This window comes from Pseudomonas sp. DWP3-1-2 (genome assembly GCF_049896285.1).
Lineage (GTDB): Bacteria > Pseudomonadota > Gammaproteobacteria > Pseudomonadales > Pseudomonadaceae > Aquipseudomonas.
The window spans coordinates 199,145-212,579 of sequence record NZ_JAFCTZ010000006.1 but is presented as its reverse complement, the minus strand read 5'-3'; the positions used below and the strand labels follow the sequence as shown (position 1 = coordinate 212,579).

The 13,435-nt window shown below is 58.8% G+C and carries 8 protein-coding genes; 4 read left to right on the top strand and 4 right to left on the bottom strand.

Going from position 1 to position 13,435, the window contains the following annotated elements; all coding sequences use genetic code 11:
* Window positions 1–251: 251 nt before the first annotated feature.
* Window positions 252–710 carry a GNAT family N-acetyltransferase gene (locus ACP7B0_RS15815; protein WP_426142343.1) on the top strand — a complete coding sequence of 153 codons (459 nt, stop codon included), beginning with the start codon at window positions 252–254 and terminating at the stop codon, window positions 708–710.
* A 15-nt stretch (window positions 711–725) separates the two neighbouring features.
* On the opposite strand, the gene ACP7B0_RS15810 is transcribed toward ACP7B0_RS15815, so the two are convergent.
* The 3 genes from ACP7B0_RS15810 to ACP7B0_RS15800 all read right to left on the bottom strand — a co-directional run bounded on the left by ACP7B0_RS15810 (window position 726) and on the right by ACP7B0_RS15800 (window position 3,789).
* A complete protein-coding gene (locus tag ACP7B0_RS15810) occupies window positions 726–1,022 on the bottom strand; it encodes a winged helix-turn-helix domain-containing protein (RefSeq protein ID WP_426142342.1) in 297 nt (98 codons plus the stop codon).
* A gap of 63 nt (window positions 1,023–1,085) precedes the next feature.
* Complete coding sequence (locus tag ACP7B0_RS15805; protein WP_426142341.1) at window positions 1,086–1,619, bottom strand: YgjP-like metallopeptidase domain-containing protein; 534 nt, start codon at window positions 1,617–1,619, stop codon at window positions 1,086–1,088.
* 40 nt (window positions 1,620–1,659) lie between these two features.
* Window positions 1,660–3,789 (bottom strand): two-component system response regulator, encoded by a 2,130-nt coding sequence (locus ACP7B0_RS15800; protein ID WP_426142340.1) that lies wholly within the window; start codon window positions 3,787–3,789, stop codon window positions 1,660–1,662.
* 318 nt (window positions 3,790–4,107) lie between these two features.
* Here ACP7B0_RS15800 and ACP7B0_RS15795 point away from each other — a divergent pair, with 318 nt between their 5' ends.
* Entirely contained in the window at window positions 4,108–4,779 is a 672-nt protein-coding gene (locus ACP7B0_RS15795; protein ID WP_426142339.1) for a polysaccharide lyase family 7 protein, read from the top strand.
* 362 nt (window positions 4,780–5,141) lie between these two features.
* Here ACP7B0_RS15795 and putP read toward each other — a convergent pair whose 3' ends face one another.
* The gene (gene putP / locus ACP7B0_RS15790) at window positions 5,142–6,632 is read right to left on the bottom strand and encodes a sodium/proline symporter PutP (protein ID WP_426142338.1); all 1,491 of its coding nucleotides are present in this window, start codon (window positions 6,630–6,632) and stop codon (window positions 5,142–5,144) included.
* Window positions 6,633–7,084: 452 nt separating this feature from the next.
* Between putP and putA the strand changes: the two genes are divergently transcribed.
* Complete coding sequence (gene putA / locus ACP7B0_RS15785) at window positions 7,085–11,038, top strand: trifunctional transcriptional regulator/proline dehydrogenase/L-glutamate gamma-semialdehyde dehydrogenase (RefSeq protein WP_426142337.1); 3,954 nt, start codon at window positions 7,085–7,087, stop codon at window positions 11,036–11,038.
* Window positions 11,039–11,624: 586 nt separating this feature from the next.
* Window positions 11,625–13,427 (top strand): acyl-CoA dehydrogenase, encoded by a 1,803-nt coding sequence (locus tag ACP7B0_RS15780; RefSeq protein ID WP_426142336.1) that lies wholly within the window; start codon window positions 11,625–11,627, stop codon window positions 13,425–13,427.
* Window positions 13,428–13,435 lie beyond the last annotated feature (8 nt).

Sequence of the window (13,435 nt, the reverse complement as noted above, 5' to 3'; positions counted from 1 at the left end):
AGGCAAAGCAGTCTCGCTCACTGTGCGCTCTGGTAGCGCCGCACGACTAATGGCGAGTAGCCTGTATTGAAGACTGTATCGGCGCTTTTCACAACTCAAATGAGTGATGCATCGGGGCAAGGTTCAACGCAAATGACGGGGAGGCCGCTTGCACAAAAAGTGGTCGCCCGGGCGACACCTACAGGGTTTTATTGGGTAAGTTCGCGGATGCGTTTAGTATTCGCGTCAGGTTTCTTCTCCGGGTCAGCCACATGTCTATCAAATGGATCTGCAAGCACCATACCGATCTCAGTAAAGAACACCTTTACGCCATCCTGCAATTGCGCGCCGAGGTGTTCGTGGTCGAGCAGCAGTGCGTGTATCTGGACGTGGACGGGCTGGACCTGATGGGCGACACCTGCCATTTAATGGCCTGGCGAAACAGCGAGCTGGTGGCGTACCTGCGCCTGCTCGACCCCATTCAGCAAGGCGGTGACGTGACCATCGGCCGGGTCGTGACCGCCCCTTCCATTCGTAGCCGGGGCATTGGCCATGAACTGATGGAGCAGGCGCTGGAAAATGCCGAGAAACAATGGCCCGACCAGCCGATCTATCTGTCCGCCCAGGCGCATCTGCAAGGCTATTACAGCCGTTACGGTTTCGAACCGGTGGGCGAGGTGTACCTGGAAGACGCAATCCCCCACATCGGCATGCGTCGCGACCTCGAATAGCGCGACCCCGGGAAGTCAGGGGTAACCCAGCACCGACTTGATCTGCGCCAGATGCGCGGTGATCCAGCCCCGGTCAATCGCGCCCCAGTCTCGAATACGGTAATGCCCGGCATGATTGCGGGCGCCGTCCTGCTGTTCGAACTCGCACTGAATATCCAGATCCGCCAACGCGGCAATGGTGTCCTGCGCAGTGCGGCGCGGCATGCCCGTGAGCTCGGTCAAGGCCGGTACGCTGTTGGCCTGCTGACTGTCGATCAGGTACGCCACGTACAATCGGCGATAGAAGCTGCTTTTGGTCTTGCTGACGTCCACTCTCGGGATCCTTGTCTGTTGAATGAGTCGCTGCGCTGAACACATCGCCTGATCGTCTTGCGGTTAAAGCGCAGCACCACCCGGCCGGTCCTGCGCCATATCCCGCCACGTCAGATAGACCCGCAGATCGAATTCCAGCTGGTGATACCCCGGCTGCATATGCTCGCACAACTGGTAGAACGCCTTGTTGTGGTCCGACTCTTTGAAATGCGCCAGTTCATGCACCACGATCATTTTCAGAAACTGCGGCGCGGCCTCCTTGAACAGCGACGCAACGCGTATTTCCTTTTTGGCCTTGAGCTTGTTGCCTTGCACCCGTGAAATCTTCGAATGCAGGCCCAGGGCGCGATGAGTGAGGTCCAGACGATTGTCGAACAGCACTTTATCGATGCCGGGGGCATTGCGCAGATACTCTTGCTTGAGCGCCAGCGCATAGGCGTAAAGCGCCTTGTCGCTCTGGATTCCATGGCGCTCCGGATAGCGCTGCTTGAGGTAGTCGCCGAGTTTGTCCAGGGCAATCAGTTGCCGGACCTGCGCCTGAAGGGCTTCAGGATAGGCCTGAAGGTATTTGAGTGGGGCAAGAGCCAAAGCTGTCATGGGCTGCAACACAGATTTGAAAGGCACCAGTGTACAGAACTCAACCGTGTTTTAGCCTTTGCCAGTCAAACGGCTGGGCAAAGCGCACGGCCTCTTCAGGGGGCATCGGGTGCGCCACCAGAAAGCCCTGGATCAATTCACAGCCATTGTCTCTTAGCCAATCGTATTGCTCGACGGTTTCCACGCCCTCGGCCACCACCAGCACATCGAGATTACGGCACAGATCGATAATGCTCTTGGCGATGGCGAGCTCCCGCACCGAGCCCATCATGCCGGCGATGAAATGCCGATCGATCTTCAAGGTGTCGATATCCAGATTGCGCAAATGCGACAGCGAGCACTCGCCTACACCAAAGTCGTCCAGCGCCACCCGCACGCCGATGTCGTGCAGCAACTGAATCTGCACGCGGCTTTGATGCGCGTTATTGACCAGCGAACTTTCGGTAATCTCGACCTCAAGCTGGCCGGGCTTGAGGTCAAACCGCTGCATCGCACGGTGCAACTCGCTCGCGAGGTTGGGCATGCTGAACTGGATCGCGCTGACACTGACGCTGAGCACCAGACTGTCATCAAAGACGTCGTTCCAGCGTTGACGCTGCGCCGCGCCCTGCTCAAAAATCCATCCGCCCAGCCTGTTGATCAAGCGGGTTTCTTCCAGCAACGGAATAAACAACCCGGGCGGAACGTCGCCCGCACTGGGATGCTGCCAGCGCAACAACGCTTCAAATCCCCGGAGACGACCGTCCTCGATGAAGACTTGAGGTTGATAGACCATGGAAAAGTCGCTGCCATCAATGGCGGTTCGCACACTGTCTTCGAGCATCAGCCGGGAACGGGCGCGGCCATTCATTTCCTGATCGAAGAAACGGTACTGCTGGCGGCCGGCGCGCTTGGCTTCATACATGGCGATATCAGCCGCACGCAACAGAGCGTCCAGATTCGAGCCGCAGTCCGGGAAAGTGGCGATACCGATACTGGCGCCAAGGGCAATCTCCAGACCATCGATCTGCCGTCTCAGCGACAGGCGATCGATCAGTTTTTCCGCCACCTTGGCGGCATGCTCAGGAAATTCCAGGCCCTCAATAACCACCGTGAACTCATCGCCGCCCACCCGCGCCAACACGTCATACGGGCGCAGGCAATCCTTGAGCTGCCGGGCAACCCAGAGCAGCACCTGGTCTCCGGCATCGTGGCCAAGGGAATCGTTGATGCGCTTGAAGCCGTCCAGGTCAAGGTACAGCACCACCAGAAACTTCCCGGTCTGCGCGTGACGCAGCAGCATGCTTTCAACGGTCTGGTAGAACCCCCGTCGGTTGAGCAGCCCGGTCAATGTGTCCGTAACCGCCTGATGTTCGAGTTGGCGGTACAGGTCGCGCACCACCGACATGTCCAGAATGCTCAACACCATCGCCTTGCGCTCTGCCGGCAAAGGCGCGCAGGACAGTGCCACAGGCAGTTGACCGCCGGATGCTGTCCGCAGGATCGCATCGTGCACGCGATACGAATCACCATTGCGGTAGTGGCGATAAAACCCCGACTCACGCCAGTCCACAACGTTGGGTTCGATCAGGTAATCAAGCAGCTGGGTGCCGCAAAGCTTCCCGTTACTGGTGTCCAGCAAGCGGCAAATGGCCGGATTGGCGAAATTGATCAAACCCTTTTCACTGATAACCAGGATGCCTTCGTCGATGTTGTCCAGCACCGACGCATTGAAATCCCGGGCCTCCTCCAACTCCAGCGTCAACCTTTGCAGGGCGCGCCGACTCTGCTGCTGCTCCAGCAGTGCCTGCACTTTGGGCTTTAAAACATTGGGATCAAAAGGCTTGAACAGATAGTCCACTGCCCCACTGGCATAGCCCTTGTGGACAGCATCTCTGGATTGCTCATTGGCAGTCAGGAAGATAATGGGTGTCAAACGGGTGCGTTGGCTGCCGCGCATCAGACGTGCGACTTCGAAACCGTCCATGTCGGGCATCTGAACATCAAGCAGGACCAGATCCACCTCTCTTTCAAGCAGGATGGTCAGCGCCTCTAGCCCGGAGCTGGCAGTCACAATGCACCAATCCTGGCGCTGCAGAACGGCGCGCATCGTCACCAAATTTTCCGGATAGTCATCCACGACTAACAAAACCGAACAGCGATCATCTGGCTGGGGTTGCACGCATTCCATGCTGCTTCTCTTTTATGGCCTGACGCTCGAGTGTCGAAGAATACACTCAATCGAATGGCTTTTACTGTAGACCCATATCATCTAAACCAGAAGCGAGCTAGCCAAATGCCATCTCTAAATTGACTGTGACCCGACTAACGGTATATCGCTAAAACCCTTGTACTAAAGGTGGCCCAGCAAAAATGGAGGCACTTTGACGTCAGCGATTCGACAAAATTCCATTAACAAATCTTTTTTCAGACCGTATAACCAATACCGCCCAAAGCCGCGAGCTAGACGCTTGGTGCTGGCAATGAGACATAGTGGACGACTGAAATTATGATTGATCTTTCTTCATGGAATCTGAGCATCCCGGTAGGTTCGCCACCTAAAACCATCGAAACGGCGCAACTGGTTAAAGGCTACGACGGCAAGTACTTCAATTCGGGCTCTAAGTCGATTTTCTTCTGGGCACCGGTCACGGGCTCGCGTACAGCCAATGCTATTTACCCGCGAAGCGAATTGCGTGAAACCTGGTCAGACGGATCGCTGCACAACTGGCTGTATCCGGACGCCGACAATTATCTGAACGCGACCCTGGAGGTCAATCAGGTTCCGTCCTCCGGCAAAATCGTGATCGGCCAGATTCACGCCTATAACAGCACCAAGCCGATGCTGAAGGTCGAGTACCAGTATAAGGACAGCACCGGATCCGGGGACATCGTCGCCAAGGTGCGCAGCCGTTACGATGACAAGAAGAGCCGCGTCATCCAGATCGCCGAAGGCGTGCCACTGAACGAGAAGTTCAAATACATCATCCACCTCAGCCCCGGCGGCGAACTCAGTATCAGCGCCAAGGACATGAACTGGAGCACTTCCATCAGCGCCACCTGGCGCGACAAGCCGCTGTACTTCAAGGCGGGCGTTTACACCCAGGATCATTCCGGTTACAGCAATGAAGGCGGCAAAGCGACCTTCTATACCCTGGACATTGATCACAATAAGACCTGAGAAACCCATACCGCCCTGGCCGGAGCGAGGCTTGCCCGCAAATGGGGCGGTAACAACTTTCCGGATTGATCCCGGCCCACAATAAAGTGGCGGGCGTAGCGATGCCTCAACGATCGTATCTATCGCCAATAAGCGGGTTCTTGCAGGAGGTGTGCGACTTGTACTGACACTTCAAATAAGCACTTCCCGAGGGAGGCCAGTTTATTGGAAAGATCGTATCGCGGCTTCAGGGCGAGCCTGAGAACGGAGAGGTGTAGGCAGGGAAGCAGCAGATTTCAGCAGGAGCCCACTCGCTGGCGAGACGGTGTGTCAGACACACGGGCTCGTCAACGAGCGGCTTCTATGGTTTTTACACCAACAGATTAGCGTGTAGCGTCCTTGAACTCTTTCTCGGCCAACTCAAAGCGCGTCTGCATGCCAACCGACGGGCCTTTGCCCAGCAGGCTGAAGACGACGACAGCGATGCTGGCGAAGAGGAAGCCCGGGATGATTTCGTACAGACCCCAGATGCTGAAGTTTTTCCAGACGATAACGGTGATAGCGCCGACCAGAATACCGGCCAGTGCGCCGTTGCGGGTCATGCCTTTCCACAGCACCGAAATCAGCACGACCGGACCAAACGCCGCGCCGAAGCCTGCCCAGGCATAACTCACCAGACCCAGAACACGGTTCTCAGGGTTGGCGGCCAGCAGGATGGCGATCACCGCAACCAGCAATACCATCGCCCGGCCGACCCAGACCAATTCCTTCTGGGAAGCGTTTTTACGCAAGAAGGCTTTGTAGAAGTCTTCTGTCAGCGCACTGGAGCACACCAGCAACTGGCAGCTCAAGGTACTCATGACGGCCGCCAGAATGGCTGACAGCAGCACACCGGCAAGCCACGGATTGAACAGCAGCTTGGCCAGTTCGATGAATACGCGCTCCGGGTTTTCCGTGACCGGACCGGCGACGTCGGGGTGTGCGGAGAAATAAGCGATACCAAAGAAGCCCACGGCAACCGTACCGACCAGGCACAGGATCATCCAGGCCATGGAAATACGACGGGCGCTGGCAATGGACTTCACCGAATCGGCGGCCATGAAACGCGCCAGGATATGCGGCTGACCGAAGTAACCCAGACCCCAGCCCATCAAGGAAATGATGCCGATGAAGGTGGTGTTCTTGAACATGTCGAAGCTGGTTGCATCCTTGGCTTCAATAGCCTGGAATGTGGCGTCAACGCCACCGGTGGCCAGCAGCACGATGATCGGTGTGAGGATCAACGCGAAGATCATCAGCGTCGCCTGAACGGTGTCAGTCCAGCTTACGGCCAGGAACCCACCCACGAAGGTGTAGGCGATGGTCGCGGCAGCGCCGGCCCACAATGCGGTCTCGTAAGACATGCCAAAGGTGCTTTCGAACAACCGCGCACCCGCCACAATCCCGGAAGCACAATAGATGGTGAAGAACACCAGAATCACGACGGCGGCGATCACGCGCAGCAGGCCGCTCTGATCTTCAAAACGGCTGGTGAAGTAATCCGGCAGGGTCAAGGCATCGCCGTTGTGTTCGGTCTGCACTCGCAGACGACCGGCCACGAACAGCCAGTTCAGATAGGCACCGATGATCAGGCCGATGGCAATCCAGCTTTCCGACAGGCCGGACATGTAGATCGCGCCAGGCAAGCCCATGAGCAACCAGCCGCTCATGTCCGAAGCACCGGCCGAAAGCGCAGTGACAAAACTGCCCAGGCTGCGGCCGCCCAGAATGTAGTCCGACAGGTTGTTAGTGGAGCGATAGGCCATGAGGCCGATTAAAACCATCGCTGCGATGTAGATCACGAAGGTGATCAGGGTGGGATTGCTGACACTCATTGGATTATGCCCTGGCATTGTTTTTATTTAACGCCGACTGATCTCGTGATCAATGAACCTGGCGGGCCATTGATGGCAGACGGCTGTGTCTGACTGCGTTTTCGTACAAAAACGACGATCGATTGTGCAATTTCAAGCGAGGTTGCACTAAGACGTGGGAATCCTATTCAAGAACGCCGAACAGGTGCAACCGTTATTTGCAGTGAAGTTGCACCTTATCGACAAGGGAGCTGAAATAAGCATTTTATGCCCCGTTTTAGGGCGAAAGGTATCGCTTCGTCAGATTAAGAGCACCGGGACCGAGCGCAAAGCCAATCGCGAAATCGAATTCTGGCCAACAGCAAAATATTCAAGAAAAAAGGGGTTGCACCCGGTTGCACCTCTGTTCCCGCACCGCTAATCTTGTCCGACAACCAAGGCCACACCCACAGTGGCGAAAATGAGGACAGCACATGGCGACCACCACCCTGGGTGTCAAACTCGACGACCCGACCCGCGAGCGATTGAAAGCCGCCGCCCACTCCATCGACCGCACGCCGCACTGGTTGATCAAGCAGGCGATTTTCAATTACCTGGAAAAGCTCGAAGGTGGTGCAACCCTGGCTGAACTCAATGGCCTGATCAGCAAAGACGGCGATGACCTTGGCGAGCTGCCAGCCGAAGCTGTTCATCAGTGCTTCCTCGAATTCGCCGAAAGCATCCTGCCGCAATCGGTGCTGCGTGCCTCCATCACGTCAGCGTACCGCCGCCCCGAGCCAGAAGTTGTGCCCATGCTCATCGAGCAGGCGCGCCTGCCGGTCACGATGGCTGAAGCCACCAACAAACTGGCCGCTTCTATTGCTGAGAAGCTGCGCAATCAGAAAAGCGCCGGTGGCCGTGCAGGCATCGTCCAGGGCTTGCTGCAGGAATTCTCCCTGTCATCCCAGGAAGGCGTGGCGCTGATGTGTCTGGCCGAAGCCTTGTTGCGCATTCCGGACAAAGGCACTCGCGACGCGCTGATCCGCGACAAGATCAGCACCGGCAACTGGCATCCGCACCTGGGCAACAGCCCGTCGTTGTTCGTCAACGCTGCCACGTGGGGTTTGTTGCTGACGGGCAAACTGGTTGCCACCCACAACGAAGCCGGGCTGACCTCCTCCCTAAGCCGCATCATCGGCAAGAGCGGCGAGCCGATGATCCGCAAAGGCGTGGACATGGCCATGCGCCTGATGGGCGAGCAGTTCGTCACCGGCGAAACCATCGCCGAAGCCCTGGCCAACGCCAGTCGCTTTGAATCCAAGGGTTTCCGCTACTCCTACGACATGCTTGGCGAAGCCGCACTGACCGAGCACGATGCGCAGAAATACCTGGCGTCCTACGAGCAGGCGATTCACTCCATCGGCAAAGCATCCCATGGCCGTGGCATCTATGAAGGTCCGGGCATTTCCATCAAGTTGTCGGCATTGCACCCGCGCTACAGCCGCGCCCAGTACGAGCGCGTGATGGAAGAGCTGTACCCGCGCCTGCTGTCGCTGACCCTGCTGGCCAAGCAATACGACATCGGCCTGAACATCGATGCCGAAGAAGCCGACCGCCTGGAGCTGTCGCTGGATCTGCTGGAGCGCCTGTGCTTCGAGCCACAGTTGACCGGCTGGAACGGCATCGGTTTTGTCATCCAGGCCTATCAAAAGCGTTGCCCGTATGTGATCGACTACGTGATCGATCTGGCCCGCCGCAGCCGCCATCGCCTGATGATTCGTCTGGTAAAAGGCGCGTACTGGGACAGCGAGATCAAACGCGCTCAAGTTGAAGGTCTGGAAGGCTATCCGGTCTATACCCGCAAGGTGTACACCGACGTGTCCTACATTGCTTGCGCCCGCAAACTGCTGTCGGTGCCGGAAGTCATCTACCCGCAGTTCGCCACCCACAATGCCCATACCTTGTCGGCCATTTATCACATTGCCGGTCAGAACTATTACCCTGGCCAGTACGAATTCCAGTGCCTCCATGGCATGGGCGAGCCGCTTTACGAGCAGGTCGTCGGCAAAGTGGCCGATGGCAAGCTGAACCGTCCGTGCCGCGTGTACGCGCCGGTCGGCACCCACGAAACGCTGCTGGCTTATCTGGTTCGTCGCCTGCTGGAAAACGGCGCCAATACCTCATTCGTCAACCGCATCGCCGACCAGTCCATCTCCATTCAGGAGCTGGTAGCCGATCCGGTAGCCCAGATCGAGCAGATGGCCACGCAGGAAGGCGGCTTCGGTCTGCCGCACCCGCGCATCCCCCTGCCCCGCGACCTGTACGGCCCGGAACGCGCCAACTCCAGCGGTATCGACCTGGCCAACGAGCATCGCCTGGGGTCGCTCTCATCGGCGTTGCTGGCGACCGCACACAACGACTGGAAAGCCGGCCCGATGCTGGGCAGCCCGGCCAGCGAAGGTGTTTCGACACCCCTGCTGAACCCGTCCGATTTGCGTGATCTGGTCGGTCATGTGCAGGAAGCCAGCCTGGAAGACGTGGACAACGCCCTGCAATGCGCGCTGAAGGCAGGCCCGATCTGGCAAGCCACGCCGCCCGCCGAACGTGCCGCAATCCTGGAGCGCGCCGCCGATCTGATGGAGGCCGAGATCCAGCCATTGATGGGCCTGCTGGCTCGTGAAGCCGGCAAGACCTTCGCCAACGCCATCGCGGAAGTGCGCGAGGCCGTGGATTTCCTGCGCTACTACGCCGTGCAGGCCCGCAACGATTTCACCAACGACGCCCACCGCCCGCTGGGTCCGGTGGTTTGCATCAGCCCGTGGAACTTCCCGCTGGCGATTTTCAGTGGTCAGGTCGCTGCGGCGTTGGCTGCTGGCAACCCGGTACTGGCCAAACCCGCTGAACAAACCCCGCTGGTGGCCGCCCAGGCTGTGCGCATCCTGCTGGAAGCCGGGATTCCTGAAGGCGTCGTGCAACTGCTGCCGGGTCGCGGCGAAACCGTCGGCGCCCGTCTGGTGGGTGATGATCGCGTCAAGGGCGTAATGTTCACCGGTTCCACTGAAGTGGCGCGCCTGCTGCAACGCAATGTTGCCGGTCGCCTGGATTCCCAAGGTCGCCCGATCCCGCTGATCGCTGAAACCGGCGGCCAGAACGCAATGATCGTCGACTCCTCGGCCCTGACTGAACAAGTGGTCATCGACGTGGTGTCTTCAGCCTTCGACAGCGCCGGTCAACGTTGCTCGGCCCTGCGCGTGCTGTGTCTGCAGGAAGATTCTGCTGATCGCGTCATCGAAATGCTCAAAGGTGCCATGGCTGAATGCCGCCTCGGCAACCCGGAACGCCTATCCGTAGACATCGGCCCGGTGATCGACGCTGAAGCCAAGGCCAGCATCGAGAAACACATCCAGGCCATGCGCGACAAAGGCCGCACGGTTTATCAGGTTGCCATCGCCGACAGCGCCGAACTCAAGCGCGGTACTTACGTGATGCCGACCTTGATCGAGCTGGAAAGCTTCGATGAACTGCAACGGGAGATCTTCGGCCCGGTGCTGCACGTCGTGCGCTACAAGCGCAAAGAACTGGACCAACTGATCGGCCAGATCAACGCTTCCGGCTACGGCCTGACTCTCGGCGTGCATACCCGCATTGACGAGACCATCGCCAAGGTCATCGACAACGTCAACGCTGGCAACGTCTACGTGAACCGCAATATCGTCGGGGCCGTGGTCGGCGTGCAGCCGTTCGGCGGCGAAGGCCTGTCCGGCACCGGCCCGAAAGCCGGGGGTCCGCTGTATCTGTATCGCCTGCTGTCCACGCGTCCGGTGGATGCCATCGAGCAATCTTTCGTGCGCAGCGATGCGCTGGTGGCACCGGATACCCGGATGCGCGAAGCCCTGAGCAAACCGCTGCACGCACTGAAAACCTGGGCGTCCAGCAATCAACAGCCAGAGCTGGCCACGCTGTGCGACCAGTTTGCCGAGCAATCGCAAAGCGGTGTCACCCGTTTGCTGACCGGTCCGACCGGGGAGCGCAACAGCTACAGCATCCTGCCTCGGGAACACGTGCTGTGCCTGGCGGAAGCCGAAAGCGACCTGCTGATTCAACTGGCCGCTGTTCTGGCCGTTGGCAGCACCGCAATCTGGCCAGACAACGAGCTGGGCAAAACCCTGCGCAATCGTCTGCCCAAAGACGTGCAATCGCGCATCAAACTGGTGGCTGACTGGACCAAGGACGACGTGCTGATCGACGCTGTGCTGCATCACGGCGACTCCGACCAACTGCGCGCAGTCTGCGAGCAAGTGGCCCAGCGCGCCGGTGCCATTGTCGGCGTCAACGGCCTGTCCCACGGCGAAACCAACGTGCCACTGGAGCGTTTGGTGATTGAACGTGCATTGAGCGTCAACACCGCTGCGGCGGGTGGCAATGCGAGCTTGATGACCATCGGCTGATCGTTTCAATGGCGATAAAAAAGAGAGCTTCGGCTCTCTTTTTTTATACCCGATCCCTCCTGGATTACGGAAACTACATCCCGAACACCCTCATCGAACGGACTGTGGATAACCTGTGCTGGCGTTGCCTTCATCGCAAGCGAAACGCATTGTAGGAGCGCGCGGAGGTTACGACGGCCGCGATGCGGTATGTCAGGCAAACCGCTATCGCTGCCTCGCGTGGCTCGTGAGCTCCTACCTTGGTCACTCGGTGATTCGCGATTACCGCAAGGAATCTACTGCAGGAGCGCACGGAGGTTACGACGCCCGCGAAGCGGTTGTCAGGCAAACCGCTATCGCCACCCCGGTAGCTCCTACAGGAGATGCGGTGCGTCGGTCGATACGATGGGCCTCATAAAGCTATCGCGGCCTCGCGTTGCTCGTGACCTACAAATGGGGACTGGAAATCCGGTGACGATGGCCAAGCGATTTGAAAGGCCGGATATCCGCATCAGAGTTCTTCCCCACCATCACTCAAATCAATCTTCCTGTTCGCTGTGGTTGCGCGGATCTAGACTCGGATCATTCCAATCAAAGGTCTGCCACCATGTCCGAGACGCTGCTCAGTTCCCGCAATCTGGCTTTCGAGCTGTATGAGGTGCTGGATGCCGAAGCCCTGACGCAACGTGAGCGTTTCGCCGAGCACAATCGCGAGACGTTCGATGCGGCCATTGGCACCGCCCGGGCCATTGCCGAGAAGTATTTCGCGCCACACAACCGCAAGGCCGACGAACACGAGCCGCGTTATGAAAACGGCGAGGCGGTGCTGATCCCGGAGGTGAAACCGGCGGTTGACGCGTTTCTCGAAGCGGGTTTCCTGAATGCCAATCGCAGCTTTGAAGACGGCGGCATGCAACTGCCGACGCTGCTTTCCCAGGCCTGTTTTGCGCATTTCCAGGCGGCCAACGCAGGCACCACCGCTTACCCTTTCCTGACCATGGGCGCGGCCAATCTCATCGAAAGCTTTGGCAGCGATGAACAGAAGCACCGCTTCCTGCAACCCATGATCGAAGGTCGCTTTTTCGGCACCATGGCGCTGACCGAACCCCATGCCGGGTCGTCGCTGTCTGACATCCGCACCCGCGCCGAGCCTGCCGAAGACGGAACCTATCGCCTGCGTGGCAGCAAGATTTTTATCTCCGGCGGCGATCACCCGCTCTCGGAAAACATCGTACACATGGTGCTGGCCAAGCTCCCGGACGCGCCCGCCGGGGTAAAGGGGATTTCGCTGTTCATCGTTCCCAAATTCCTGGTCAACGACGATGGCAGCCTCGGGCCGCGCAACGATGTGCTGCTGGCCGGGCTGTTTCACAAGATGGGCTGGCGCGGCACGACATCCACGGCGCTCAACTTCGGTGATAACGGCGCGTGTGTCGGCTATCTGGTGGGCAAGGCGCATCAAGGCTTGAGCTGCATGTTCCAGATGATGAACGAGGCGCGTATCGGCGTCGGCATGGGCGCCGTGATGCTGGGTTACGCGGGTTATCTGTATTCGCTGGACTATGCCCGTCAGCGCCCGCAAGGCCGTTTGCCCGACAACAAAAGCCCGGACAGCGCGCAGGTGGCGATCATTGAGCACGCCGACGTCCGGCGCATGCTGCTGACTCAGAAAGCCTACGTGGAAGGCGCGTTTGATCTAGGGTTGTACGCCGCGCGCCTGTTCGACGACACCACCACCGGCGAAACCGCCGAGGTGCGCCAACACGCCCAGGAACTGCTCGATCTGCTGACCCCTATCGTCAAGTCATGGCCTTCGGAGTTCTGCCTGAAGGCCAATGAGTTGGCGATTCAGATCCTCGGCGGGCATGGTTACACCCGCGACTATCCGGTGGAGCAGTATTACCGCGACAACCGCTTGAACCCGATCCATGAAGGCACCCACGGCATCCAGTCGCTGGACTTGCTGGGCCGCAAGCTGGCGCAAAACGGCGGATCGGGGTTGAAGCAACTGATCCGGCTGATTGCTGGTACCGCGGAACGGGCCAAGACTCACGAAAACCTCGATGCACTGCGCGCCCCTCTGGAGCAACTGGTGGCGCGCCTGCAAACAGTGACGCTGGGTTTACTGACTGATCTGGCCCAAGGCAAGGTCACGTCCACGCTGGCCAACTCGGCGCTGTACTTGAAAGCCTTCGGTCATGCCGTGATTGGCTGGCGTTGGCTGGAACAAGCCATTCGCGCCGAGCAAGGTCTGGCGACAGGCAACGTTACCGATGCGGATTTCTATCAGGGCAAACTGCAGGCCGCCCGGTATTTCCTGACCTGGGAAGTACCGGCCTGCCATCACGAGCTGGCCATTCTGGAAGCTCGGGATGACACGTGCCTGGCCATGCAGGACCGATGGTTCTAGTCGCCTGT